Source organism: Micromonospora carbonacea, from assembly GCF_014205165.1.
In the GTDB taxonomy this organism is placed as follows: domain Bacteria; phylum Actinomycetota; class Actinomycetes; order Mycobacteriales; family Micromonosporaceae; genus Micromonospora; species Micromonospora carbonacea.
Window position 1 is genome coordinate 4,397,058 of record NZ_JACHMZ010000001.1, and the last position, 24,679, is coordinate 4,421,736.

At 73.2% G+C, this 24,679-nt stretch carries 25 protein-coding genes; 6 read left to right on the forward strand and 19 right to left on the reverse strand.

Annotated features, from left to right (window positions below):
* The first annotated feature begins 12 nt into the window (after positions 1-12).
* On the forward strand, positions 13-1,185 hold the full coding sequence (locus HDA31_RS18805) for a glycosyltransferase (RefSeq protein ID WP_178064179.1): 1,173 nt from the start codon (positions 13-15) through the stop codon (positions 1,183-1,185).
* A 34-nt stretch (positions 1,186-1,219) separates the two neighbouring features.
* On the opposite strand, the gene wecB is transcribed toward HDA31_RS18805, so the two are convergent.
* The 8 genes from wecB to glgC all read right to left on the reverse strand — a co-directional run bounded on the left by wecB (position 1,220) and on the right by glgC (position 11,382).
* A complete protein-coding gene (wecB, locus tag HDA31_RS18810; protein WP_246384667.1) occupies positions 1,220-2,353 on the reverse strand; it encodes a non-hydrolyzing UDP-N-acetylglucosamine 2-epimerase in 1,134 nt (377 codons plus the stop codon).
* A 60-nt stretch (positions 2,354-2,413) separates the two neighbouring features.
* Positions 2,414-3,514 (reverse strand): polysaccharide biosynthesis C-terminal domain-containing protein, encoded by a 1,101-nt coding sequence (locus tag HDA31_RS18815; protein WP_074475852.1) that lies wholly within the window; start codon positions 3,512-3,514, stop codon positions 2,414-2,416.
* A complete protein-coding gene (locus HDA31_RS18820; protein WP_178064177.1) occupies positions 3,511-4,548 on the reverse strand; it encodes a polysaccharide biosynthesis protein in 1,038 nt (345 codons plus the stop codon). Before HDA31_RS18820 ends, HDA31_RS18815 begins: the two co-directional genes overlap by 4 nt.
* A gap of 110 nt (positions 4,549-4,658) precedes the next feature.
* Positions 4,659-5,858, reverse strand: a complete 1,200-nt coding sequence (locus tag HDA31_RS18825; RefSeq protein WP_178064176.1) for a glycosyltransferase — start codon at positions 5,856-5,858, stop codon at positions 4,659-4,661.
* Positions 5,855-7,339: a lipopolysaccharide biosynthesis protein gene (locus HDA31_RS18830; protein ID WP_178064175.1), complete on the reverse strand. Its 1,485-nt coding sequence runs from the start codon at positions 7,337-7,339 to the stop codon at positions 5,855-5,857. The genes HDA31_RS18825 and HDA31_RS18830 overlap by 4 nt, the downstream gene beginning before the upstream one ends.
* Positions 7,340-7,341: 2 nt before the next feature.
* Complete coding sequence (locus tag HDA31_RS18835) at positions 7,342-8,286, reverse strand: NAD-dependent epimerase/dehydratase family protein (protein ID WP_178064174.1); 945 nt, start codon at positions 8,284-8,286, stop codon at positions 7,342-7,344.
* A 135-nt stretch (positions 8,287-8,421) separates the two neighbouring features.
* Complete coding sequence (gene pgm / locus HDA31_RS18840; RefSeq protein WP_178064173.1) at positions 8,422-10,065, reverse strand: phosphoglucomutase (alpha-D-glucose-1,6-bisphosphate-dependent); 1,644 nt, start codon at positions 10,063-10,065, stop codon at positions 8,422-8,424.
* 84 nt (positions 10,066-10,149) lie between these two features.
* Positions 10,150-11,382 carry a glucose-1-phosphate adenylyltransferase gene (glgC, locus tag HDA31_RS18845; RefSeq protein WP_178064172.1) on the reverse strand — a complete coding sequence of 411 codons (1,233 nt, stop codon included), beginning with the start codon at positions 11,380-11,382 and terminating at the stop codon, positions 10,150-10,152.
* Positions 11,383-11,453: 71 nt separating this feature from the next.
* Between glgC and glgA the strand changes: the two genes are divergently transcribed.
* Positions 11,454-12,674, forward strand: coding sequence for a glycogen synthase (glgA, locus tag HDA31_RS18850; protein ID WP_178064171.1), 1,221 nt, complete (start codon positions 11,454-11,456; stop codon positions 12,672-12,674).
* Positions 12,675-12,681: 7 nt separating this feature from the next.
* Here glgA and HDA31_RS18855 read toward each other — a convergent pair whose 3' ends face one another.
* The 3 genes from HDA31_RS18855 to HDA31_RS18865 are packed head-to-tail and all read right to left on the reverse strand — an operon-like array spanning position 12,682 to position 14,378.
* Entirely contained in the window at positions 12,682-13,137 is a 456-nt protein-coding gene (locus HDA31_RS18855; protein WP_219825022.1) for a type II toxin-antitoxin system VapC family toxin, read from the reverse strand.
* Positions 13,127-13,393, reverse strand: coding sequence for an AbrB/MazE/SpoVT family DNA-binding domain-containing protein (locus HDA31_RS18860; protein WP_260422052.1), 267 nt, complete (start codon positions 13,391-13,393; stop codon positions 13,127-13,129). The genes HDA31_RS18855 and HDA31_RS18860 overlap by 11 nt, the downstream gene beginning before the upstream one ends.
* 55 nt (positions 13,394-13,448) lie before the next feature.
* Positions 13,449-14,378: an XRE family transcriptional regulator gene (locus HDA31_RS18865; protein ID WP_178064169.1), complete on the reverse strand. Its 930-nt coding sequence runs from the start codon at positions 14,376-14,378 to the stop codon at positions 13,449-13,451.
* Here HDA31_RS18865 and HDA31_RS18870 point away from each other — a divergent pair, their 5' ends adjacent.
* The gene (locus HDA31_RS18870; protein WP_178064168.1) at positions 14,379-14,627 is read left to right on the forward strand and encodes a winged helix-turn-helix domain-containing protein; all 249 of its coding nucleotides are present in this window, start codon (positions 14,379-14,381) and stop codon (positions 14,625-14,627) included.
* A gap of 82 nt (positions 14,628-14,709) precedes the next feature.
* Here the strand turns inward: HDA31_RS18870 and HDA31_RS18875 are convergent, their stop codons facing one another.
* Positions 14,710-15,243 carry a hypothetical protein gene (locus tag HDA31_RS18875; protein ID WP_178064167.1) on the reverse strand — a complete coding sequence of 178 codons (534 nt, stop codon included), beginning with the start codon at positions 15,241-15,243 and terminating at the stop codon, positions 14,710-14,712.
* A 465-nt stretch (positions 15,244-15,708) separates the two neighbouring features.
* Here HDA31_RS18875 and HDA31_RS18880 point away from each other — a divergent pair, with 465 nt between their 5' ends.
* Genes HDA31_RS18880 through glgB form a run of 3 tightly spaced genes read left to right on the forward strand, consistent with a single transcriptional unit; the run spans position 15,709 to position 21,058 of the window.
* Complete coding sequence (locus HDA31_RS18880; RefSeq protein ID WP_178064166.1) at positions 15,709-16,869, forward strand: sulfotransferase; 1,161 nt, start codon at positions 15,709-15,711, stop codon at positions 16,867-16,869.
* Positions 16,870-16,928: 59 nt separating this feature from the next.
* Complete coding sequence (locus HDA31_RS18885; protein WP_178064165.1) at positions 16,929-18,968, forward strand: alpha-1,4-glucan--maltose-1-phosphate maltosyltransferase; 2,040 nt, start codon at positions 16,929-16,931, stop codon at positions 18,966-18,968.
* A complete protein-coding gene (gene glgB / locus HDA31_RS18890) occupies positions 18,956-21,058 on the forward strand; it encodes a 1,4-alpha-glucan branching protein GlgB (RefSeq protein ID WP_178064164.1) in 2,103 nt (700 codons plus the stop codon). Before HDA31_RS18885 ends, glgB begins: the two co-directional genes overlap by 13 nt.
* 46 nt (positions 21,059-21,104) lie before the next feature.
* Here the strand turns inward: glgB and HDA31_RS18895 are convergent, their stop codons facing one another.
* The 7 genes from HDA31_RS18895 to HDA31_RS18925 form a co-directional block, all read right to left on the reverse strand.
* Positions 21,105-21,404 carry a type II toxin-antitoxin system RelB family anti-toxin gene (locus HDA31_RS18895; protein WP_091280308.1) on the reverse strand — a complete coding sequence of 100 codons (300 nt, stop codon included), beginning with the start codon at positions 21,402-21,404 and terminating at the stop codon, positions 21,105-21,107.
* The gene (locus HDA31_RS18900) at positions 21,401-21,724 is read right to left on the reverse strand and encodes a type II toxin-antitoxin system RelE/ParE family toxin (protein ID WP_219825093.1); all 324 of its coding nucleotides are present in this window, start codon (positions 21,722-21,724) and stop codon (positions 21,401-21,403) included. The genes HDA31_RS18895 and HDA31_RS18900 overlap by 4 nt, the downstream gene beginning before the upstream one ends.
* A 99-nt stretch (positions 21,725-21,823) precedes the next feature.
* Positions 21,824-22,786, reverse strand: a complete 963-nt coding sequence (locus HDA31_RS18905; protein WP_178064163.1) for a DUF6346 domain-containing protein — start codon at positions 22,784-22,786, stop codon at positions 21,824-21,826.
* Positions 22,787-22,927: 141 nt separating this feature from the next.
* Positions 22,928-23,185 (reverse strand): hypothetical protein, encoded by a 258-nt coding sequence (locus tag HDA31_RS18910; RefSeq protein ID WP_178064162.1) that lies wholly within the window; start codon positions 23,183-23,185, stop codon positions 22,928-22,930.
* A gap of 241 nt (positions 23,186-23,426) precedes the next feature.
* Positions 23,427-23,894, reverse strand: a complete 468-nt coding sequence (locus HDA31_RS18915; RefSeq protein WP_178064161.1) for a DUF6346 domain-containing protein — start codon at positions 23,892-23,894, stop codon at positions 23,427-23,429.
* Positions 23,895-23,982: 88 nt separating this feature from the next.
* The gene (locus HDA31_RS18920) at positions 23,983-24,453 is read right to left on the reverse strand and encodes a hypothetical protein (RefSeq protein ID WP_178064160.1); all 471 of its coding nucleotides are present in this window, start codon (positions 24,451-24,453) and stop codon (positions 23,983-23,985) included.
* 16 nt (positions 24,454-24,469) lie between these two features.
* Complete coding sequence (locus HDA31_RS18925) at positions 24,470-24,673, reverse strand: hypothetical protein (RefSeq protein WP_178064159.1); 204 nt, start codon at positions 24,671-24,673, stop codon at positions 24,470-24,472.
* Positions 24,674-24,679: the final 6 nt, after the last annotated feature.

Below are 24,679 nucleotides of genomic sequence, written 5' to 3' on the forward strand. Positions count from 1 at the left end.
CAAGGAGTGCCCATGGCCCTCGCGGACCCGACCGCGCCCCACCCGGCCCCGCGCCGCCCTCCGCCGCGGTCGACGCCGGCCGTGCGGGTCCTGCACGTGGTCGGGTGCCTCGACCGGGGCGGCATCGAGACGGCGTCGCTGGACGTCTGCCGCGTCGTGCCGCCCGGTCAGGCGCAGCAGACCTTCGTCACCGTCAACGGCGTCACGGGATCGCTGGCGCCGGCCTACCGGGACGCCGGCGCCACCGTCGTGCAGTGTCCGGTCCGCCCGCGCCTCCTGTTCCCCCTGCGGCTGTGGCGCTGCCTGCGCGTCGCCCGTCCCGACGTGGTCGTCTCCCACATCAGCCTGTTCAGCGCGGCGGTCCTCGCCGCCGCCCGGGTCGCCCGGGTGCCGGTGCGGATCGCCCGGATGTGGAGCGAGGGCGACGACAAGCCGGCCACGCTGCGGCGTCGGCTCCTGCGCGGGCTGTGCCGGGTCGTGCTGGCCCACACGGCGACCGACGTCCTGGGGGTGACGGCCGCGGCCGTCGACTTCGCCGGACCCCGGCCGCACGACCGCCGGTACCGGGTGCTGCCCAACGGCGTGGACACCACCAGGACCGACGGCTGGGACCGCGCCGCCGCCCGGCGGCGCTGGGACCTGCCCGGCGACGTGCCGGTGCTCGGCTTCCTCGGCCGGGCCCACCCGGTGAAGAACCGCCCCTTCCTCGTCGAGGTGCACCGCGCCGCGCGGGAGCACCGCCCCGACGCCCGGCTGCTGGTCGCCGGCCCGCTGGGCGTCGACGACCTGACCGCCGCGCATCCGGGCGTCGACCGCGACCCGCACGTCGTGCTCGCCGGCGAGGTCGAGGAGGTCGGCCCGGTGCTGCGCGCCGCCGACGTGCTGCTGCTGCCCTCCCTGCGGGAGGGCCTGCCCGGCGTGGTGCTCGAAGCGCTCGCCGTCGGCGTCCCGGTCGTGGCAGCCGACCTGCCGTCCCTGCGGGAGCTGTCCGGCCTCGTCGCGGGGCTGACCCTGGTGCCGCTGAGCGCCGGGCCGCAGGTCTGGGCGCGGGTCACGCTGGAACAGGCCGGCGCGGACGACGCCCGGCGCGCCGAGATCGCCCGCGTGCTGCGCGGGTCACCGCTCACCCTGGACCACGTCGCGCGGCAGTGGCGTCGGCTGTGGGGGGTCGACCCGGCCCCGTGACTCGGCCGCGCCCGCCCCTGCCGGCGGGCGGGCGTCACGACGCGGGCTGGCACCGGGGCCGGATGCCGGCCCAGTCGTGGTGGCGGCGCACGGTCGACAGGATGTAGTCGACCACCCGGCGGGACGTGTCCGGCACCCGGTAGTCCGCCGGGCACGGCACGCCGTGCGCGGCCACCTGGTCGACGGTGAGGGCGACCGCCTCGACGACGCCCGCCGGGTCGAGCCCGGTCATGATGATGCCCCCGGCGTCCAGCGCCTCCGGGCGTTCGATCGACTCGCGCAGCGTCACGGCGGGGAAGCCGAGGATGGCGGACTCCTCGCTGATCGTGCCGCTGTCGGACAGGGTGCACCGCGCCCGGGTCTGCAGGCGCACGTAGTCGAGGAACCCGAACGGCTCGTGGAAGTCGATGCCGTCGAGCGCCACGTCGGCGGCGGGGATCGCCTCCAGCCGCTTGCGGGTGCGCGGGTGGGTGGAGACGAGCACCGGCAGCCGCCAGGTGTCCCGCACGGCCGCCAGGCAGTCCAGCAGCCGCCGCAGCCGCGCCGGGTCGTCGACGTTCTCCTCGCGGTGGGCGCTGACCACGAAGTACCCCCCGGGTTCGAGGCCCAGCCGGTCGAGCACCGTGGACGCCTCGACGGCGGCGCGGTGGTGCTCCAGCACCTCCCGCATGGGCGACCCGGTGTGCAGGATCCGGCGCGGGTGCAGCCCCTCGGCGAGCAGGTTGCGCCGGGCGTGCTCGGTGTAGACCAGGTTGAAGTCGGCGACGTGGTCGACCATCCGCCGGTTGGTCTCCTCGGGCACGTTGAGGTCGAAGCAGCGGTTGCCGGCCTCCATGTGGTAGACGGGCACCCGCATCCGCCGGGCCATCAGCGCCGCGATGCAGCTGTTCGTGTCGCCCAGCACCAGCAGGGCGTCCGGGCGGTGCTCCTCGATCGCCGCCTCCACGCCCACCAGCACCCCGCCGAGCACCCGGCCGAGGGACGCCGTGTCCACCCGCAGGAACCGGTCGGGGCGGCGCAGCCGCAGGTCGCTGAAGAACACGTCGGACAGCGCCGGGTCCCAGTTCTGCCCGGTGTGCACGAGGACGTGGTCCACCGTGCGGTCCAGCAGGTCGATCACCCGGGACAGCCGGATGATCTCCGGTCGGGTGCCGACCACCGTCATCACCCTGGTCAAAAGGTCCACCTCCGTCGTTCGCGCCCCGGGACCCGTCGCCGTCGACCGCGGCTACGCGGCGGCCACGGGCTCCGGGTAGGTGTCCGGCCGGGCCGGGTCGAACAGGTCGTTCGTCCAGAAGAGGGTGAGCAGGTCCCCGTCGCCGGTGTTGGTGATGTCGTGCGCCCACATCGTCGGCATGTCCACCACGACCGGCTCCGCCCCGTCGACCGGGAACCGGACCAGCCCCCGCCCGCCGACCCGACGGAGCCGGATCTCGGCGCGTCCGCGCAGCACGACGAAGCGCTCCACCTTGGCCAGGTGGAAGTGCTCCCCCCGGGTCACGCCGGGGCGGGTCGCCGAGCAGAACGCCTGCCCCGCGCCGTGGCTGCGGACCGCCTCCACCAGTTCGCCCCGGTGGTCGGCGCGGCGCACGAGCGGGATCGGGTAGCCCGCCGGGAACAGGTGCGAGCGGTAGGTGTTGAACAACCGCACGTCGTGCCGGTCGGTCAGCGGTGGGAGGTCCCCGCCGCGGTAGGTCGCCGCGAACCCGGCCAGCCGGTCGGCGAGGGCGTGCACGCCGATGCGCAGCGCCGGCATCGCGGCGTCCCAGGGCCCGGCCGGCGGGGCGTCGAGCAGCGCGGCGGCGGCGTCGGTGACGTGCACGAGGCGCAGCTCGCGGTCGTCGCGCAGCTCGGGCTCCCCGCCGTCGGCCAGGACCCGGCAGAACGTCGCCGTCACCGAGTTGTAGAACGGCCGCCCGTGCTCGCCGTACAGGTGCGGCAGGCGGTGGTCGACGAGGTGGCAGCCGGCGGCGGCCCCGGCCAGGATCGCCGCCGCCGCCGCCTTCGAGTCGCCGTAGGCGGTGCCGTTGCCGGCCTGGACCGTGTTCGCGTACACCAGGGTCTTCGGCGGCTGCGCGCAGCGGCGCAGGCCGCGCGCGAGGGCCTCGGCGACGGCGACGTTGCCGGCCGCCACCTCGGCCGGCTCGCCGCGGTTGACCCCGGCCAGGTGCAGCACCCGGTCGACGCCGCGCAGCCGGTCGGCCAGCACGGCCGCGTCGGCCAGGTCGGCCCGGCCGATCAGGACGGGATCGGGCCAGCCGAGCGCGCGCAGCAGCACCCGGGTGTGCCAGCCGAGGAAGCCCTCCGCGCCGGTGAGGGCGACCTTCACGGGGTCAGCACCGGCTCGCGCAGGGCCAGCTCCGCGCGGATCTCGGGCAGCGTGCGCAGCAGCGCCACAATCTCCGGTACGGTGAGCCGCCGCGCGTTCGCGGAGGTGAAGTCCTCGGCCGGACGGCCGCCGAGGGTCCCCTCGGTCACGTACGCCGCGTAGTTGAGGTCGCGGGCGTCGACCGGCACCCGGTAGAAGTCGCCGAAGTCCTCGGCCCGCGCCAGCTCCTCCCGGCTGGCCAGCGTCTCGTGCTGCTTCTCGCCGTGCCGCACCCCGATCACGTCGTACTTGGCCGGCACGTCGAAGAGCTGGCACAGGGCGACGACCAGGTCGCCGATGGCGCAGGCGGCGGCCTTGCGGACGAAGACGTCGCCGGGCCGCGCGTGCGCGAAGGCGTGCTCGACCAGCTCGACCGAGTCGGCCAGCGACATCAGGAAGCGGGTCATCGCGGGGTTGGTCACCGTGGGCATCGCGCCGGAGCGGATCTGCTCGACGAACAGCGGGATCACCGAGCCCCGGGAGCACATGACGTTGCCGTACCGGACGCAGGACACGACGGTGCCGCCCGAGCCGCGCCGGGCGTGCGCCTGGGCGACCTTCTCCATCAACGCCTTGGTCAGGCCCATGGCGTTGATGGGTTGGACGGCCTTGTCGGTGCTGAGCACCACCACCGAGCTGACCCCGTTGCGGGTGGCCGCCTCGATGAGGTTCGCGCTGCCCAGCACGTTGGTGCGGACGGCCTCCAGCGGGAAGAACTCGCACGACGGCACCTGCTTGAGGGCGGCGGCGTGGAAGACGAAGTCCACCCCCCGGCTGGCGCGCTGCACGCTGTCGTAGTCGCGCACGTCGCCGATGTGGTAGCTCACCCGGGCGTCGCCGAGGGCGCGGCGCATCTCGTCCTGCTTGGCCTCGTCCCGGCTGAGCACCCGGACCTCGCCCACACCGCGGTCGAGCAGCCGCCGGGTCATCGTCCGGCCGAACGAGCCGGTCCCCCCGGTGATCAGCACCCGACGCCCCGCTGTCGTTGGGTTCATCAGCGTTTCCTCGTCCTCACCCCTGGTTCGGCCTGTCGGTCGTCGCCGGGACCAACGACCCGGGGGCACCACCAGTCACGCATTAACCGCAAAAGGTGCATATCGCCCCGTCAGGGTCGGACCGAGTCCAGGAATTCGGCCAGCGCCCGCGCGTGGACCCGGAAGTCGAACGACTCCAGGGCCCGCCGGCGGGCGGCCTTGCGCATGAGGCACCGGTCCTCCGCGCTCAGCCGCAGCGCCCGGCGCAGGGTCGCCGCGAGGGCGTCGACCGAGTGACCGGGGCAGACCAGCCCCTCGACCCCGTCGGTCAGGTGCTCCGCCAGGTCGCTGGTCAGGTTGGCGATCACCGGCGTGCCGTTGGCCAGGCTCTCGCCGAACTTCGTGGGGAACCCGGCCCGGTTGAAGCGCGTCGGCGGGCGCAGCAGCACGCTGAAGTCCGCCCGCCGGACCTGCGCCCACACCTCCTGCTGCGGCAGCCGGCCCAGCACCCGCACCCCGGCCGGCACCGGCCCGCCCCCGAGCAGCTCGCGGACCCGCTCCACGGTGGGGCCGACGACGCGCAGCTCGACCCGGTCCCCGGTCCCGTCCACCCGTTCCACCGCCCGCACGATGGTGGCGACGAGGTCCTTGCGGCCCGGATCCCCCGCGTAGACGAGCCGGAGGGGGCCGTCCCCGTCGGGCCGCTGGTCGGCGAGGAGACCCAGGGCGCGGGCGTCCAGCGTCGGCGGCACCCGCAGCACCGGCAGGCCGTGCCCCCGGAAGTGGTCGTCGAGGTAGGAGCTGACCGCGATCACGCCGGCGCAGCGCGGGTAGTGGTAGCGGAACGCCAGCAGCGCGCTGAGGTACGGCGGGGCGAACCGGCCGCCCCGGAGCTGCTCGGGGCTGTAGCGGTCCACCACGTCGGCGATCACCGGCACCCCGTTGCGCCGGCACCAGGCCCGCAGACGCGCCGCATAGGGGGCGTCGCCGTTGTAGAGCACCACGTGGCTCGGGCGCGTCGGCCGGCTGTCGAGCCAGCGCACCGTCCGCGACCCCCAGCTCCACCACGCCCGCGCCGCCTTGTCGAGCTTGCCCGCCCCGGCCGGCGGGATCTCGCCCAACCCGAGGTAGGACACCGAGCCCGGCCCCACCGCGTCGGGCAGCGGGGTCAGCCCGGGGCCGTGCTCGCCGCAGGCGACGACGACGTGCCGCCCCGCCGCCGCCAGCGAGCAGGCGATGCCGTGCACCCGCCGGGAGCTCGCCTGTCCCCAGGGGAACCGGAAGGGGCCGACGATCGCCACCCAGCCCGCCCCGCCGTCCGTCCGCGTCATGGTCCCGGCCTCCGTTCCCGGCGGGCCCCGACGGCGTCGCCGTCCTGCTCAACGGCGGGCCCGGCGGACGGACTCGCCGGGCCGGGCCCGGCGTAGCGGGCGAGCGTGCGCCGGTAGCCGTACAGCCCCGCGGGCAGCACGGTCAGCGCGTAGACGGCGGTGCCGACGAACGGGACGGCCGCCAGCCCGTACGCCTCGACGGCGTGCCACTTGGCCACCGCGGCGACGCCGACGTAGACGACCAGCCCGACCACCTGCGGACGGACCACCCCGGCGGCGTTCTGCACCATCATCAGGGCCGAGAACGAGCCGATCAGCAGGAACCACAGCGCGAGGCCGCCGAGCAGCCACCGGTTCCCGTCGAGCGGCACCGGCAGCCAGGCGGCGAACAGCCGGTCGCCCGCCAGCACCAGCCCCACCGCCGGCGGCACGGTGGCGAGCACGGAGAGCACGACCATCCGCCGCACCGTCCGGCGGACCCAGGCCAGGTCGCCACGGGCCAGGGCGTCGCCGTTGGCCGACCACAGTGGCAGGTTGAGCACCGTCACGAGCGCGCCGAGCAGCAGCGCCAGCCGGGCCGGCACCGCGTACGCGGTGACGCTCTCCGGGCCGAGGGTGTGCGTGATGATCAGGTTGTCCATGTTGGTCGACAGCCCGGTCAGGACGGTCACCAGGAAGAACATCCCGCCGAGGCGGAGCAGCGCGGCCCCGAGCCTGCGGTCGACCGCGCCGATGCCTGGCCGCAGCGCGGGCATCCGCCGGCCGTAGACCCACGCGCTGTTGGCCAGGTTGGCCAGCAGCGGCCCCGCCGACGCGGCGGCGACGACCGCGACGGCCGGCAGCCCCAGCCGTGCCACGAGCAGCACCAGCGGGACCGTCGCCAGCGCGCCCGCCCCCTGCCACAGGTTGCTCTCGCCCACCTGCTGGTAGGCGTACTGCACGCGGACCACCAGGGCCAGCGGGATGTTCACCAGGAACGAGGTGAGGCAGATCAGGACCACGGCGCGGGTCTCCCCCGGGTCCACCACCCCCGAAACGTTGAACAGCGACGTCCACGGCACCAGCCAGGCCAGCGACCACAGCAGGACGCCCAGCGTCACCGCCACGGCGGTGAGCACGGCGTAGGCGGTGGAGACGTACCCGCGCGCCCTGGCCGTGTCGCCGCTGGCGTAGCAGGGCGCGAGCTTGGTCATCAGCCCGGCCCCGAGGCCCAGGTCGGCGAAGGCCGCCATGCCGGTCAGCGCGAGGACCGCCATCCACAGCCCGTAGCGCTCCGTGCCCAGCCGCGACAGGCAGACCGGGATCAGGAGCACCGGCGCGAGCAGGCCGACGCCCCGGGCGACGCCGGCGGTCAGGACACCGGTGGCCAGCCGGCGGCTGCGCCCGGCACCGGCGGGCGGCGCGGCGGCCGACGCCCGCGCGACGGCCTCCGGCGGCCCGTCCGGGGCGGCGGTCCCCAGCGCCGAGCGGGGCTGCGGCACGGTCAGCGGCCGGCGGGCACGCGACCGGCCATCCAGCCGACGGTGGCCGCCAGCCCCGCCCGCAACGGGTGGGGGCGCACGGCGGGGAACAGTTCCCGCAGCCGCCCGCAGTCCGCCTGGGAGTCGCGCACGTCGCCCGTGCGTGGCGGCCCGTGCACGGTCTCCAGCCGCCGGCCGAGCACCGTTTCCAGCTCGGCGACGAGGTCGAGCAGGGAGATCCGGGCGCCGAACGCGAGGTTCACCGTGTCCGGGACGTGCACCCGGCGCAGGATCGCGTCCACCAGCACGTCGGTGACGCTGCCGACGTAGGTGAAGTCGCGGGTCTGGAGGCCGTCGCCGAAGATCTCCAGCGGCCGGCCGTCCAGCGCGGCCGAGACGAACCGCGGCACCACCGCCGCGTACGCGTGGTCGGCGGCCTGCCGCGGCCCGAAGACGTTGAAGAAGCGGAACGGCAGCACCGGCAGCCCGTAGCAGGAGGCGTACGCGTTGGCGTACGCCTCCGTCGCGAGCTTCGACACCGCGTACGGGCTCATCGGCATCGGGCGCAAGGTCTCCCGCCTCGGCAGCACCGGGTTCGCCCCGTACACCGACGACGAGGACGCCAGGATGGTCTGCCCGACGCCGTGCCGCCGCGCCGCCTCCAGCACGGTCAGCGTGCCGGTGGCGTTGGCGTGGTGGCTGCGCAGCGGATCCGCGATGGACCGGGGGACCGACCCGAGGGCGCCCAGGTGCACCACGCTCGCCGCGCCGGCGACGGCCTCGTCGAGCAGGTCAGGGTCCATGACGGAGCCCACCAGCAGGCGCACCGGGAGGTCCGCCAGATTGTCCAGCGAGCCCGTGGAGAGGTCGTCGACCACCACGACCTCGCCGACCGCGTCGACGCGGATCAGCTCCCGGACCAGGTTGGCGCCGATGAAGCCCGCTCCCCCGGTCACCACCACCCTCACGACCGGGCCCCCGTCACGACCATCGCGCGCATGGCGCTCCTTCCCCGCGACCCGGGCCCTCGACGGCCCGGGTTCCGCTAGGGGTAACGGAGCACGCCCGCCCGGGTTATCCGGGCGGGCCGGTCGCGCTCCGGCTCACGCCTGCCCGAGCACCGCCGAGACCAGCTCCTTGGCCTCCTCCTGGATCCGGGCCAGGTGCTCCGGCCCCTGGAAGGACTCCGCATAGATCTTGTAGACGTCCTCCGTGCCCGAGGGGCGGGCGGCGAACCAGCCCGACTCCGTCGTCACCTTCAGCCCACCGAGCGCCGCGCCGTTGCCCGGCGCGGCGGTCAGCGTCGCCGTGATCGGCTCGCCGGCCAGCTCCGTCGCCGTCACCTGCTCCGGGGAGAGCTTCGCCAGCACCGCCTTCTGCCGCCGGTCGGCCGGGGCGTCGATGCGGGCGTACGCGGGGGCGCCGAAGCGCCCGGCCAGCTCCGCCCAGTGCTCGCTGGGCGTCCGGCCCGTCGTCGCGATGATCTCGGCGGCGAGCAGGCAGAGCAGGATGCCGTCCTTGTCGGTGGTCCAGGTGCTGCCGTCGCGGCGCAGGAACGACGCCCCGGCGCTCTCCTCGCCGCCGAAGCCGACCGACCCGTCGAGCAGGCCCGGGACGAACCACTTGAACCCCACCGGCACCTCCAGCAGCGGCCGGCCCAGGTCGGCGGCGACCCGGTCGATCATCGACGACGACACGAGGGTCTTGCCGACCGCCGCGTCGGGGCCCCACTGCGAGCGGGTGCGGAACAGGTGCCCGATGGCCACGGCGAGGTAGTGGTTGGGGTTGAGCAGGCCCCCGTCGGGGGTGACGATGCCGTGCCGGTCGGCGTCGGCGTCGTTGCCGGTGGAGACCTGGTAGTCGGTGCGGGCGGCGATCAGCGACGCCATCGCGTTCGGCGAGGAGCAGTCCATCCGGATCTTGCCGTCGCCGTCGAGGGTCATGAACCGCCACGTCGGGTCGACCGTCGGGTTGATCACCGTGAGGTCGAGCCGGTGCCGCTGCGCGATCTCCCCCCAGTACGCGACGCTGGCCCCGCCGAGCGGGTCCGCGCCGATGCGCACCCCGGCGGCCCGGACGGCGTCGAGGTCGAGCGCGGCGGGCAGGTCGTCGACGTAGTGGGCGAGGAAGTCGTACGTGCCGGTGGTGTCGGCGGCGCGGGCCCGGGCGTACGGGATGCGGGCGACCTCCTTGAGCCCGGCGGCGAGGATCGCGTTCGCGCGGTCCTGGATCCACCGGGTCACGTCGGAGTCGGCGGGCCCGCCGTGGGTCGGGTTGTACTTGAACCCGCCGTCGTCGGGCGGGTTGTGCGACGGGGTGATCACGATGCCGTCGGCGAGCCCCGAGGTGCGGCCCCGGTTGTGGGTTCCGATCGCGTGCGACACCGCCGGGGTGGGGGTGTAGCCGTCGCGGCTGTCGAGCAGCACGGTGACCCCGTTGGCGGCGAGCACCTCCAGCGCGTCGACGGCCGCCGGGGCCGACAGGGCGTGGGTGTCCCGGCCCAGGAAGAGGGGCCCGTCGATGCCCTGCTGACGGCGGTAGTCGCACAGCGCCTGGGTGACGGCGAGGATGTGGTCGGAGTTGAACGCGTTGCGCAGGCTCGACCCCCGGTGGCCGGAGGTGCCGAAGGAGACCTGCTGCGCCGGGTCGTCCGGGTCGGGATGCTCGGCGTAGTAGGCGGTGACCAGGCGGGGCACGTCGACCAGGTCGGTGGGCTCGGCGGGCTGACCGGCGCGGGGGTGGGCCACTGCTGCAACCTCCAGGGACGCTACGGACGATGGGTCTTCCCGGCACGGGCCGGGCTCACACACGACAGGACAAGTGTGGGTGGTTCAGGGCTCGACCCGCTGCCCCTTGCCGATCACCACGATGCCGTTGTCGGAGACCGTGTAGCGCTGCCGGTCCTTCTCCAGGTCGACGCCGATCTCGGCGCCCTCGGGGACGATCACGTTCTTGTCGAGGATGGCCCGGCGGACCACCGCGTGCCGGCCGATGTCCACGCCCTCCATCAGCACCGAGCCGTCGATGTGCGCCCAGGAGTGCACCTTGACCTTCGGCGAGACGATCGAATTCTCCACCAGGCTGCCGGAGATCACCGCGCCGGGCGACACCATCGAGCCGACGGCCCGGCCGACCCGCTCGCCCCACTGGTGGACGAACTTCGCCGGCGGGTAGGGCGGCTGCTCGGTGTAGATGGGCCACTCGAAGTTGTAGAGGTTGAACACCGGGTGCACGTTGATCAGGTCCATGTGGGCGTCGTAGAACGAGTCGAGCGTCCCCACGTCCCGCCAGTAGCCGCGGTCGCGGTCGGTGCTGCCCGGCACCTCGTTGTCGCGGAAGTCGTAGACGTTGGCCTCGCCGCGCTCGACCAGCATCGGGATGATGCTGCCGCCCATGTCGTGCTTGCTGGTCTTGTCCTCCGCGTCCTGCTCGACGGCCTCCAGGAGCGCCTTCGTGGTGAAGACGTAGTTGCCCATCGAGGCGTAGATCTGGTCGGGGGCGTCGGGCAGGCCCGCGGCGTCGGTGGGCTTCTCGCGGAACGACCGGATCCGCCGGCCGTCGGGGCCGACCTCGATCACGCCGAACTGGTCGGCCATCGACAGCGGCTGCCGGATGCCGGCGACGGTCACCCCCGCCCCGGAGGCGATGTGGTCGTCGACCATCTGCCGGGGGTCCATCCGGTAGATGTGGTCGGCGCCGAAGACGATCACGTAGTCGGGCTGCTCGTCGTGGATCAGGTTGAAGCTCTGGTAGATCGCGTCGGCGGAGCCGGCGAACCACCAGGGGCCGCGGCGCTGCTGCGCCGGCACCGGCGTGACGTAGTTGCCGAGCAGCGTCGACATCCGCCAGGTCATCGTGATGTGCCGGTCCAGTGAGTGGGACTTGTACTGGGTCAGCACGACGATCTTGATGAAGCCGGCGTTGGCGAGGTTGGACAGGACGAAGTCGACCATGCGGTACATCCCGCCGAACGGGACGGCGGGCTTCGCCCGGTCCGCGGTGAGCGGCATCAGGCGCTTGCCCTCTCCACCGGCCAGGACGATCGCGAGCACCTTGTCAGCCATGCCCAGACGCTAACCATCCGCGTGCGACTTCACCACTCGTACGGACGGACTTCTGCACTAGGGTGCGGGGCATGACCGCCGCCACCCCCGCCACCGGAGCACTCCGCGTCGATCTGCTCACCCGCGAGTACCCGCCGGAGGTGTACGGCGGGGCCGGCGTGCACGTCGAGTACCTGGCCCGCGAGCTGCGCCGGCTGGCCGACGTGCGGGTGCACTGCTTCGGCGCGCCGCGCGCCGAGCCGGGCGTCACCGCGTACGCCGAGCCGGCCGCCCTCGCCGGCGCGAACGCCGCGCTGCGCACCATGGGTGTCGACCTGGAGATGGCCGCCGCGTGCGCCGGCGCCGACGTGGTGCACAGCCACACCTGGTACGCCAACCTGGCCGGGCACACGGCGAAGCTGCTGCACGGGGTGCCGCACGTGGTCACCGCGCACAGCCTGGAGCCGCTGCGGCCGTGGAAGGCCGAGCAGCTCGGCGGCGGCTACGCGCTGTCGTCCTGGTGCGAGCGCACCGCGTACGAGGCGGCCGACGCGATCATCGCGGTGAGCGCGGGCATGCGCGCCGACGTGCTGGCGGCGTACCCGGCGGTGGACCCCGACCGGGTGAAGGTGGTCTACAACGGCATCGACACCGCCCAGTACGCCCCGGACCCCGGCACCGACGTGGTGGACCGGCTCGGCATCGACCCGGCCCGCCCCAGCGTCGTCTACGTCGGGCGGATCACCAAGCAGAAGGGGCTGCCGTACCTGCTGCGGGCCGCCCGGGAGCTGCCGGAGGACACGCAGCTCGTGCTGCTCGCCGGTGCCCCCGACACGGCGGAGATCGCCGCCGAGGTGGAGGGCCTCGTGGCCGAGCTGCGCTCCACCCGGTCCGGGGTGGTCTGGGTGGCGGAGATGCTGCCCAAGCACGAGGTGATCCAGGTGCTCACCCACGCCACGGTCTTCGTCTGCCCGTCGGTCTACGAGCCGATGGGCATCGTCAACCTGGAGGCGATGGCCTGCGAGACGGCGGTGGTGGCCACCGCCACCGGCGGCATCCCCGAGGTCGTCGCCGACGGCGAGACGGGGCTGCTGGTCCCCATCGAGCAGGCCGCCGACGGCTCGGGCACCCCGCTGGACCCGCAGCGTTTCGTGGCCGACCTGGCGGCGGCGGTCAACCGGGTGCTGGCCGACCCGGCGAAGGCCGACGAGCTCGGCCGGGCCGGGCGGGTCCGGGCCGTCGAGCACTTCTCCTGGGACGCGATCGCCGCCCGCACCGTCGAGGTCTACCGCGCGGTCGGCGCGCAAGGCTGAGCCGTGGCTACGCCTCGGGCGCGATCACCGTCAACCTGGGGAAGTAGGTGCGGTAGCGGCTGCTGTCGCGGGTGAGCAGGCGGTAGCGGCAGACCGCGGCGTGCGCGCCGATGTAGAAGTCCGCGATCGGCGAGCGCTTGGTGCCGCCCTGCGCGCGGTACCGGGCGTATGCCTTGCCGGCCAGGAATCCCGCCGGGTACGGCAGCTCCTCGCGGAGGAAGTCCGTGGCGGGCAGCGCGTCGTCGAGTTCCTCCACCCGCGCGAACCGCACGGACACCTCGGCGTACACGATCGGGTTGATCACCAGCAGGCCGGCGTCGCGGGCGGCGGCCAGTGCCTCACCCGACCAGTCGGCCCACTTCGGGTCGTCGGTGAAGATGTCCAGCAGGACGTTGGTGTCGACCAGGGTGGTGACCATGTCGGCCGCCCGGCCGGCGACGGCCCGGATCCGATCACTCGCCACGGAGCAGGTCCATCAGGTCGTCCGTCGACATGCTCTCCACCTCTCGGGCGCTACCCCGTCCACGCATGTGCCGGACCAGCCGCCGTCCTCGGGTCTCGGCGTCGCTAGCGCGCACGATGCGCAGTGCGCCACCTTCTTCGATCACGTCGACCTCGTCGCCCTCGTGCAGGTTGTGCCGGGCACGCAGCTCGGCCGGGATGGTCACCTGCCCTTTGCTGTTCAACTTCATATCGGCCCCCTGATACGTAATACGCATGATACGTGTCGCAACGTAGCTGGGCAGCCGGATCAGGCGGCGAGTCTGCGACGGGTCAGGTGACGCCTAGGGTGGCGGCGAGCCGCGTCAGGGCGGCCGGGGCCGTCGCCGACCGCGCCACGACGCCGACGAGTTCCCGGGCCGCCGGGCGGTCGTGCACCTCGCTCCGGGCGGTGCGCTCCGCGTCCAGCACCGCCCGACCGGCGCGCAGCCCGTCGCCGGCCGAGGCGTGCAGGCGGGCCACGTCCAGCAGGTACGCGGCCCGGTGCTCGGGTGGCAGCCACCGCCACTCGTCGTCGGCGATCAGCCTCTCGTGGCGTACCGTCGCCGCCGTGACCTGGCCGAGCGCGGACCCGGCCACCACCCGGGCGGCCTCGACCGCCGCCCGCCCGAAGCCCGCGCCGCCGAAGCCACCACCGTCTGCGCCACCGGGATCGGCGGCCCGGGCGGCCTCCTCGGCCCGGTCGAGCAGCTCGTCGGCGGCCCGCGCGTCGCCCCGGCCGGCGGCGGCCAGGGCGGCCTGGATCAGCAGCGCCCCGCGCACGGCCGGGCCGGCGGCGGGCGCGGCATCGGACCGGCCGGGCCCGATGCGGTGGGCGGCCACGACCGCCGCCTCCACCGCCGGCCGCAGCCGGCCACTCGCGCGCAGGGCCTGACACAGCGGTACGGTCGCGGCGGCGGCGAGCCATGGGTCGGCGGCGGCCGTGGCGACGGCCAGCCCCCGGTCGGCGGCCAGCCACGCCAGCTCCCCCTGGCCGACCTTCACGAGCACCAGCGCGACCAGCCCATACCCGGACACCAGCAGACCGTCGGCCGCCCGGCCCGGAGCGGTGGCGCGTGCCTCGCAGGCGGCGTCGAGCAGGCCGGGCAGCAGGGCGAGCAGCTCCGGGTACCGGGCGTGCCGGTAACTCTGCTCCGCATGCCCCAGCCGGGCCCGCACCTGCGCCACGTCGGGCGGCCGGGCGGGAACCGAGAGGTGGTTCACATGCCCCGCAAGCCTGTCTATGAGCAGGTCATCGATGACGTCACCGCGTCGATCCGAAGCGGCACGCTCAAGCCTGGTGACAAGCTGCCCTCCATCACCGAACTGTGCGAGCAGTACCGCGCCAGCGCGACGCCGATCCGACTGGCCCTGCGGATCCTCGACGAGCGGGGCTGGATCGAGGTGCACCAGGGCAAGGGCTCATTCGTGGCGCAGAGTCCCCCGGCCAGGGCAACACGCGGGAGCGGGTGAATCTTGGAAGATCTCGGCCCCCCGAGGGGCCTGTTTCTTCCAAGATCGCCTGCTGGTGGCGGCGCAGAGTCCGCCGACCCAGCTAGGGGACTATCGCGTACAGGCGGTCGGTGGGGTCGACCACGGCGTTGAGCCGCGCGCCGACCTTGAGGCTGGGATGCTCCTTGCACTGCGAGGCGGTCACGAACGGCTCGAACCCGGGCCCGCTGATCAGCAGGCTCACCTCGATCCCGTTCTCCTCGCCCAGCGAGGCGGGCCGCACGGCGGTGATCTCGGCGGTCGCGGCGACGCCGACCGTCTCCAGGCGGCGCTGGTCCCGTCGGGCGCGGTCGTGCTGCCGCGCTTCGCGCCGGGCCAGCCCGAGGCACGACAGGGTGACCCCGACTCCGGCCGCTCCCATGACCCATCGGTTGACGGTGGGCTCGTCGGTGGCGAGGAAGGCGGCGGCGTACACCAGGAACGGGCCGATCGCCAGCAGCCCGAGCCCCAGGACACCCAGGACCAGCCGCCAGAATCCGCTGGCGGGCGGGTTCGCCTGGCGCGGACCGGCGGCATCGCCACCGATCAGGGTGAGGGCGCTCCGGCCCGGCACGAATCCCCCTGGCACCACTGGCATGCCGCCACCCTAACGGGGTCACCGCACGCCGGGCTGACGCACCGACGACACCTGCCCGTACCGCAACGGCGGCACGGCGGGTACCGGGCCGCCAGGCCGTGACCATGCGTGACGCCCGCTCGGCCCGACCACCCGTCGGTGAACCCCTATTGCCCTGCACCCACATACGCATCAGCTCACGCACCGCAACCGGCCACCGCGCCGCCCGCCGCCCACGGCCCACAGATCCCCTGGTAGGCCGGGCGTTGCGCCCGTAGGGGCAGAGCAAAGGGGCGCGGGACGCACTGCGAGGCCAGGAGGCCGTGACGGTGAGTGGCACCAGTCGGCCCTCCCCGCCCTCGTGCCGCACGCCTCACGCAACGCAACCAGCGCGAGCACCGGGTCGAGCCAGCAGGCACGAACCGGGCCCCAGCGCTCCGCAAGGGCTTGATCGCACGCCGTGATTCCGCGTAGCGTCTGGCATCGATGGATACGAACGGGTCCGCGCAGGTGCTGGACATCCTCGACAAGGTCGCGCCGGCCGAGTTCGTTCCGGCCAGCCCGCACAACTTCGTCGTACGACCGGGCGGTTCGGTGCCGGCGGAGAGCCTGCTCGGCGACCCCGACGTCAGCCTGCACTGCCTCGACGACGAGCACCGCCTCGCATACTTCGTGCAGACCTCGCCGGGGATCGACCTGACCGGCGGGCCGTTCCTCTACCTCGACCAGTACCGGGCCGCGCGGCGGCTGGTCACGGTGCCCTACGAGACCCTGCACCGGCTCGCCGACGGCCTGCCCGACCCGGCCCGGCTCATCCTGGTCTACTCCGTCGGGCGCTGCGGGTCGACGCTGCTCAGCAGGGCGTTGGGCGAGGTGGCCGGGGTGTGCAGCTACTCCGAGCCCGACGTCTTCACCGAGATCGCGCTGCTGCGGCACGAGGACCCGGGCCGCGACGCGGAGTACGCGCGGCTGATCCGCAGTTGCGTCCGCGTCCTCGGCAACACCGGACGCGACGCCCGGAGCGACACCGGCGGCCTGGGCGGGGGCACCGAGACGTTGGCGGTCAAGTTCCGGGCCGGCGGCATCCAGCTCGGCGACCTGTTCCACGAGGTGTTCCCCGACGCCCGGGGCGTGTTCCTGCACCGCGACGCGCGGCCGTGGCTGGAGTCGATGCACCAGGGCTTCACGCCGCACCTGCCCGACCCGGCGGCGCAACTGGCGTTCCTGAAGCACGTGCTGGCGCAGGCCCCGCTGATCATGCCCTTCGCCACCCAGCACGAGCGGCAGCCGACGCCGACGGAGGCGTACGTGTTGACCTGGCTGTCGGTGCTGGACCGCTACCGCGCGCTGCGCCGCGCCGGGGTGCCGCTGCTGCCGGTGGCCTACGAGACCCTGGACGCCGACCCGAAGGCGACCCTCGCCGCCGTGCTCGACCACTGCGGCCTGCCCGCCGACGGCGTCGACGCGGCGTACGCGGCGTTCTCGGCCGACTCCCAGGAGGGCACCGTGCTGTCCCGGGCGAGCCGCCGCAGCAACCCGGCGGCCGGGCTGGGCGCGGAGGACTACGCGCAGGCGCGGGCGGTCCTCGCGGAGCATCCGGTCGTCGACGCCGACGACCCGCTCGTGCGCGGGTTGATCGAGCCGTAGCGGGATCCGGGGGGAGCTTGCCCGCGCGCGAGACGATCTCGCACAGGTAGGTTGACAGGGTGACTGGACGGTTCCCGATCGAAGACGTCTCCCCCGCCGTCTCCTGCGGTCGCTACCCGGCCAAGGCGGTGGTCGGCGAGGCGGTGCCGGTGTCGGCGCGCGCCTACCGGGAGGGGCACGACGCGCTGGGCTGCAACGTGGTCTGGCTCGGCCCCGACGGGCGGGCCCGGCCGTTCACCCGGATGCGCCCCGGGGAGCCCGGCCACGACCGCTGGCACGCCACCATCCGCCCCGACGCCGTCGGCGAATGGACCTTCACCGTCGAGGCGTTCCAGGACCCGTACCTGACCTGGCAGAACGCGGTGACCAAGAAGATCGCCGCCGGGCAGGGCGCGGCGGAGCTGGCCAACGACCTGGCCGAGGGCGTACGCGTGCTGACCGCCGCCCTGGCCGTGGTGCCGGCGGGCGACGTCGCCCGGGTCAAGGCGGCGGTGGCCGTGCTGGACGACGACGACCGGGCGCTGCCCGCCCGGGTCGCCCCGGCCCTCGACCTGGCCGACCTGCTCTGGGCCCACCCGGTGCGCGAGCTGGTCACCACCGGCGACGAGCGCCGGCTGTGGGTGGACCGCCCCCGGGCGCTCTTCTCCGCCTGGTACGAGTTCTTCCCCCGCTCCGAGGGCGCGATCCCGGCGACCGTCGACGCCCCGGCCCGCTCCGGCACGTTCGCCACCGCGATGGACCGGCTGCCCGGGGTCGCGGCGATGGGCTTCGACGTGCTCTACCTTCCGCCGATCCACCCGATCGGCCGGGTCAACCGCAAGGGCCGCAACAACGCGCTCACCGCCGGGCCCGACGACGTGGGCTCGCCGTGGGCGATCGGCGCGGCCGAGGGCGGCCACGACGCCATCCACCCCGACCTGGGCACGCCGGAGGACTTCCGCGACTTCGTCGCCGCCGCCGCCGAGCAGGGCCTGGAGGTGGCGCTGGACCTCGCGTTGCAGTGCGCGCCGGACCACCCGTGGGTGACCGAGCACCCGGAGTGGTTCACCACCCGGGCCGACGGCAGCATCGCGTACGCGGAGAACCCGCCGAAGAAGTACCAGGACATCTACCCGCTGAACTTCGACAACGACCCCGAGGGCATCCGGGCGGAGATCCTGCGGGTGGTGCTGCACTGGGTCGGCGAGGGCATCCGGATCTTCCGGGTGGACAACCCGCACACGAAGCCGTTCGACTTCTGGCACTGGCTGATCGCCGAGGTGAAGAAGGTCGACGCCGACGTGCTGTTCCTCGCCGAGGCGTTCACCCGGCCGGCGATCATGAACGGGCTCGGCAAGATCGGCTTCACGCAGTCGTACACCTATTTCACCTGGCGCACGACGGCCGCGCAGATGCGGGAATATTGCGAGGAGCTGGTCGCCTCCGCCGACCACATGCGGCCGAACTTCTGGCCCAACACCCCCGACATCCTGCACGAGTCGTTGCAGCACGGCGGCCCGCCGATGTTCAAGATCCGGGCCGTGCTGGCCGCGCTGCTCTCCCCCTCCTGGGGCATGTACGCCGGCTTCGAGCTGTTCGAGCACGTGGCCCGCCCCGGCGCGGAGGAATACCTCGACAACGAGAAGTACGAGCTGCGCCCCCGAGACTGGGCCGGCGCGCAGGCGCAGGGGCGGTCACTGGCCCCGTTCATCGCCACCCTCAACCGGGTCCGGCGCGACAACCCGGCCCTGCACCGGCTGCGCAACCTCGTCTTCCACGACATCGACAACCCGGCGCTGCTGTGCTGGTCCAAGCGCGACCCCGACACCGGCAACCTGGTGCTCGTGGTCTGCTCGTTCGACTCGCAGACCGTGCAGTGGGGCAACACCACCCTGGACATGCCGGCGCTGGGCCTCGACTGGGGCGACCGGTTCACCGTGCACGACGAGCTGACCGGCGCGGTCTACGACTGGGGGCAGCGCAACGCCGTGCGGCTCGACCCCTACCTCCAGCCCGCGCACGTGTTCACCGTGCGCCGGCCCGCCACCGCGGACGCCACCGCCCCCACCACCGACGCCGTTGCTGCTGCTGACAAGGACGAGGCCCGATGGACGAGCTGATCGCCGGCACCGCGCACGACCCGCACGCCGTGCTCGGCGCGCACCCCGCCGACGGGCGCACCACGATCCGCACCCTGCGCCGGGGCGCCCGGCGGGTGAGCGCCGTCGTCGGCGGGCAGCGGTACCCGATGACCCGCGTCCACGACGCGGGCGTGTTCGAGGTCGTGTTGCCGGGCACCGTGCTGGACTACCGGCTCGACGTCGACGGCGCGCTGCGCGACGACCCGTACCGGCACCTGCCCAGCCTCGGCGAGCTGGACCTGCACTTGATCGGCGAGGGCCGGCACGAGCGGCTGTGGGAGGCCCTCGGCGCGCGGGTGCTCGACGCGGGCGTCGCGTTCGCCGTGTGGGCGCCCAACGCGCGCGGCGTGCGGGTCGTCGGCGACTTCACCGGCTGGAACCCCGACGACGGTTGGCCGATGCGGTCGCTGGGCTCCAGCGGCGTGTGGGAGATCCTGGTGCCCGACGTGCCGGCCGGGGCGAAGTACAAGTACCGGGTGCTGGGCGCCGACGGGCGGTGGCGGGACAAGGCCGACCCCCTCGCCGCGTACGCGGAGGTGCCGCCGGCCACCGCCTCGGTGGTGCACCGCTCGGCGTACGAGTGGACCGACGCCGACTGGCTCGCCCGCCGGGCGCGGCGGCAGCCGCACCAGGAGCCGATGAGCGTGTACGAGGTGCACCTCGGCTCGTGGCGGCCCGGCCTCGGCTACCGGGAGCTGGCCGAGCAGCTCACCGCGTACGTCACGGAGCTGGGCTTCACCCACGTGGAGTTCCTGCCCGTGATGGAGCACCCGTTCGGCGGCTCCTGGGGCTACCAGGTCACCGGCTACTATGCGCCGACGTCCCGGTTCGGGAACCCGGACGACTTCCGGCACCTCGTGGACACCCTGCACAACGCCGGCGTCGGGGTGATCCTGGACTGGGTGCCCGCGCACTTCCCCAAGGACGAGTGGGCCCTCGCCCGCTTCGACGGCACCCCGCTCTACGAGCACCCCGACCCGCGCCGCGGCGAGCACCCCGACTGGGGCACGTACGTCTTCGACTTCGGCCGCCGCGAGGTGCGCAACTTCCTCGTCGCCAACGCGCTGTACTGGTGCGACGAGTTCCACGTCGACGGGCTGCGGGTCGACGCGGTGGCGTCGATGCTCTATCTCGACTACTCCCGGCCCGAGGGGCAGTGGGCCCCCAACCAGCACGGCGGCCGGGAGAACCTGGAGGCGATCGCCTTCATGCAGGAGGTCAACGCCACCGTCTACAAGCACCACGCCGGGGTGGTGATGATCGCCGAGGAGTCGACGGCGTGGCCCGGGGTGACCCGGTCCACCGCCGACGGCGGGCTCGGCTTCGGGTTCAAGTGGAACATGGGCTGGATGCACGACACCCTGCTCTACACGTCGAAGGACCCGGTCTACCGCCAGCACCACCACCACCAGCTCACCTTCTCGCTGGCGTACGCGTGGAGCGAGAACTACGTGCTGCCGATCAGCCACGACGAGGTGGTGCACGGCAAGGGCTCGCTGGTGGCGAAGATGCCCGGGGACACCTGGCAGCGGCTGGCCAACACGCGGGCGCTGCTGGCGTACATGTGGGCCCACCCGGGCAAGCAGCTGCTGTTCATGGGCTGCGAGCTGGGCGACGACCGGGAGTGGAGCGAGGAGCGCGGCCTCGACTGGTACCTGCTGCACGACCCGGCGCGGGCCGGCGTGCAGCGCCTCGTCGGCGACCTCAACCGCGTCTACCGGGACACCCCGGCCCTGTGGGCGCAGGACACCACACCCGCCGGGTTCCGCTGGATCGCCGGCGACGACGTCGCCCACAACACGGTGTCGTTCGTGCGGATCGCCCCCGACGGCGCGACGCTGGTGTGCGTGGCGAACTTCTCGGCCCTGCCGCTGGAGGACTACCGGGTCGGGCTGCCCGCCGCCGGGACGTGGACGGAGGTGCTCAACACCGACGCCCACCACTACGGCGGCTCCGGGGTGGGCAACCTCGGCGAGGTGCACGCGCAGGGCGTGCCGTGGCACGGGCTGCCGGCGTCGGTGGCGCTGCGGGTGCCGCCGCTGGGCGTGCTCTGGCTGCGCCGGGACTGACCCCGCGCTCAGCCGGAGCTGCGGGCGGGCCGTGGCCCGGCGGGGATCAGGCCGCGTCCGCCCGAGGCGCGAACGTGACGTCGAGTCTCATGTTCAGCGCCCTGGCCAGCCGTTCGAGCACCGTCAGGGTCGGCACCGTGCCCCCGGCCTCGAAACGGGCCACGGCGGACTGCGTCATGCCTGCGGCACGGGCGAGCTCGGTCTGACTCCAGCCGTTTCGTTCACGCAGTTCCCGAACCGTCTGCCCGAGCTCGAAGGCGATCCGTGCCGCCTCGTAGGCGTCTGCGGCCCCGGGCTCGGCCAGACGTCGCTCACGCAGTTCGTTCCAGTCGTTCCGATCGTTCATCGCTCCGCCCCCTGGTGCACCGTGTGTCGCTCCGCCACGCATCGTTCCAGCGCCCGTCGCGCCCGCTCGACCTCGCGGTCCTCCCGCATCCGGGTCTTCCGAAGGGCCGTCAGCAGGATGATGCGGCGATCCGTGGCGATCCAGTAGGACACCCTGACCGGGTCGCGATCCAGATAGAACCGCGACTCGCGCAGCTTGCCGTCGAGTTGCTTGGTGTACGGTTCGCCGAGAAGCGGCCCTCGTCCCCCGAGCAGGTCGACGTAGAAGGCCGCTCTGGCGAAGAGTGCTGTCGACAGACCCTCCAGCCAATCGCAGCCAATCGCGGACTTCGGGTTGGAGCCCCACGCTACCCCACGTCATAGCATCGATGCTATGCAGCGAGTTCAGGTGCCACTCGGAGATCGACCCGCGTATCGCGCCTAGCCAGTGCGCCCCGTCACCCGGATCCTGCCCGAGAGGCCGAGCACCGTCGGGGCCACGTACTCCAGTTCCACGGTCTCGCCCGCGCCGACCGTGACCTCGTGCTCGGCCACGGCGAAGTCGTCGGTGCCGCCGAAGGGCACGACGACCCGCACGCTGCTCGGGCCGGCGGGCACCGCGAACTCGTGGCTGCCCCAGCCGGGCACGGGCACCTCGACACCGGCGAGCAGCAGCCGCGGCCCGGTCGACCGGTACAACTCCGCGAGGGGACCGTCGGGACAGGTGAAGGTGATCCGCAGGGACGGGCTCGTCGGCCCGGGGTAGGGGGCGGGGCGATTCGTCAGGATGACCGGCAGCGGCACGACCCGGTTGCGCCGCGCCTCGCGGCGGTTCAGCCAGGCGTAGTAGCGCGGAACGCCGAGGACCGATCGGAGCAGGGAGTACCAGACGCCGAGGACCAGCATGATGGTCAGCGCGATCCGTGCCATGCCCAGGATCGTCACGGCCAGCGCCCACACCCGGGACGCCGGCCGGCCGTACCGGCAGTCGGTGTTGCCCTTGCCGAAGCACGCCTCCCGGAAGTCGACCGGCCCGCCCCGGTCTGCCGGGGTGACGGCGGAGTTGCCGGTGACGATCCGCACCTCGCGCCCGTCGCCGGTCCGGACGGTCACCGCGCAGTGCCACCAGTAGCCGAAGCCGTCGCCGCTGACCGGCCCGACCCGCCGGCACTCCCCCACCGTGGCCTGCGCCGGACGCTCTGCCGGGGTGGCCTTCACCACCCCCGTGCCCGAATAGAAGCCCGTCATCGTGTTGAACACCAGCCACGAGACGACGATGGCCACGGCGCAGGCGACCGCCACCCCGAGCTGCGTCAGCCGGCCCCAGAACGGCCCACGTCGCTCGTACGCGGCGATCTGCTCGCGCTGCATCGCCGCGGTCTCCTCGGCAGAGGTCCGGCTCACCGTGGTCCCCCTGTCCCCTCGCCGCCGTCGGACGGTCCACCCGTCGCGTTCCCCAAGACTGTCCGCGCGCTCTCGCCCTCGTTGACGAAAATCGCCAGGAGCCAGGGATAGCCGAGGACGGCCTCCCCCGACTGGGTACGCTCATGCCTGCGACGCGAGCAGGTACGCGCTGCCGGTCAGGGCCACCACACCCAGCAGCACCATCAACATCCCGAACGCCCGGTCGAACAGGATGAAGCGATCCCGAGGTCGCTCGTCGGCTCGACTCGTCCTGCCGCCGAGACCGATCGGGCGCACGAGGCGTTGGGCCAGCTCGATGTGCCGGGCCGCGATGCCCCGGTAGTCGGCCGCGAGAGCCAGACCCGTCACGATCAGGAGCAGTCCGAAGGAGACTGCCACAATCGCTCGCCCCACGATGACACCCTCCGCGTACGAGGGCGGGCTCCGGTGCCGGCCCCACATCGATCGACTCGTCATTTGAGCACGGCACAAGGCACCCGTCGCTCTACCCGGCGGACCCGTCTGCTTTGCGGGGGAACAGGCGGCCGTGCAGCCGAAGGTGCCTGGGCGCACCAAGGACAGCCCTGACGACGGCAACGACGGCGCTCCCGCCAAGGATGATCATCAGGAACCAGCCCAGCTAGCCGACGGCCAGCAGCCGGCCCGCCAGCCACTGGTTGGCGGCCCTGCCGTACTCGCAGTCGCCGTCGCGGCAGCTTTCCCTGATCTCCACAGTCCGACCCAGGTCGTCAGGGGTCAGGGCGGAGGGACCCACCCGGCGGACCACGCGCGTTGCTCCGTCACCGTCCCGCAGGATGGCATCGCAGTCCCACCAGTGCCCGAAGCCGTACCCGCTGAGCGGACCGACCCGCACGCACGCCCCACCCGTGGCCTGCACGGCTCGGTCGCCCGGCCCGCGAACCACCGTCCCGGTGCCCGGATAAAGACTGACCAGGGTGGACAGCAGCAGAAACGTTCCCACCGCCGCCATCATCAGCAGGATCGAAACGATTACGTTCCGCACGCGATACCCCACAGGACCCAGACCCGCCCACATCCGCAGCTCGCGCTCACGGATGTCGGCGTTCCAGAAGCTCGTGTCGAACACCGACCGGATCAAGCGCACAGCACCCCGGACACCCGCCGGTCATGCCGATCGCGTCGAACGAACACGCCGCACGTTGACAGTCCGGATGTCAGCACTTGAGGAACCTCACGGCATAGCCCTCGTCGGGGTCGCTCTCGTACCCGAAGAGCCCGACCTCCCCTTCATCCGTCCGGCGAACGATCAGCTCACCAGACGACGGACTGACGGATGATCCAAGCTTGTCGAACTCTAGACGGACCCGGGGCGACGTCGCAGTTTCGCCGAAGGCCCAACTGCCATTACCTGCTGCGGGTTGCACGCCCCCGTAGTCCCGGTCAAGGAGGTAGCCGTCGATGAACTCGTCATCCTCGTGCAGGACCGCGAAGAAGTCACGCGACAACCTGACGAGATCGAACTTCCCGCCGGCCTCGACGGTCAGAAGATCGCCACTGCCCGAACACCATTCTCCGGTCACCTCCTCCGCCAGGACCGGCGGCGACGCCTGGCCGCAGGCACCGACAAGGGCGCCCACGGCCAAACAAACCACCGACATGAGTGAGGCACTCATCACCCGCTCCACCCGCCGCGACGGTGCATCAGCCCTCGATCGCGTAGAAGACAACCATTCTCGGCCACTCGCCGAACTCGTTCACTTCGCCGGCACTGTAGTTCAAGCCGAGAACTTCGACGCTTCCGTCGGCCCGCAGCGCATCGATCGAGTCAGCGACATGGCGCAACAACCCAGCTACGTCCCCCTGCCCCTCCCCGAAAGGAAGACCGATCGAATAGTAGTTGCACATCCAGTC

What these genes read in the sequence shown, in the direction of transcription:
- HDA31_RS18825 (WP_178064176.1), bottom strand. Translation starts at nt 5,858, where the DNA reads ATGACGCGGACGGACGGCGGGGCGGGCTGGGTGGCGATCGTCGGCCCC.
- HDA31_RS18925 (WP_178064159.1), bottom strand. Translation starts at nt 24,673, where the DNA reads ATGTGCAACTACTATTCGATCGGTCTTCCTTTCGGGGAGGGGCAGGGG.
- HDA31_RS18805 (WP_178064179.1), top strand. Translation starts at nt 13, where the DNA reads ATGGCCCTCGCGGACCCGACCGCGCCCCACCCGGCCCCGCGCCGCCCT.
- HDA31_RS18870 (WP_178064168.1), top strand. Translation starts at nt 14,379, where the DNA reads ATGCCCCGCAAGCCTGTCTATGAGCAGGTCATCGATGACGTCACCGCG.
- glgB (WP_178064164.1), top strand. Translation starts at nt 18,956, where the DNA reads ATGGACGAGCTGATCGCCGGCACCGCGCACGACCCGCACGCCGTGCTC.
- HDA31_RS18875 (WP_178064167.1), bottom strand. Translation starts at nt 15,243, where the DNA reads ATGCCAGTGGTGCCAGGGGGATTCGTGCCGGGCCGGAGCGCCCTCACC.
- glgA (WP_178064171.1), top strand. Translation starts at nt 11,454, where the DNA reads ATGACCGCCGCCACCCCCGCCACCGGAGCACTCCGCGTCGATCTGCTC.
- HDA31_RS18895 (WP_091280308.1), bottom strand. Translation starts at nt 21,404, where the DNA reads ATGAACGATCGGAACGACTGGAACGAACTGCGTGAGCGACGTCTGGCC.
- glgC (WP_178064172.1), bottom strand. Translation starts at nt 11,382, where the DNA reads ATGGCTGACAAGGTGCTCGCGATCGTCCTGGCCGGTGGAGAGGGCAAG.
- HDA31_RS18860 (WP_260422052.1), bottom strand. Translation starts at nt 13,393, where the DNA reads ATGCGTATTACGTATCAGGGGGCCGATATGAAGTTGAACAGCAAAGGG.
- HDA31_RS18880 (WP_178064166.1), top strand. Translation starts at nt 15,709, where the DNA reads ATGGATACGAACGGGTCCGCGCAGGTGCTGGACATCCTCGACAAGGTC.
- HDA31_RS18820 (WP_178064177.1), bottom strand. Translation starts at nt 4,548, where the DNA reads ATGAACCCAACGACAGCGGGGCGTCGGGTGCTGATCACCGGGGGGACC.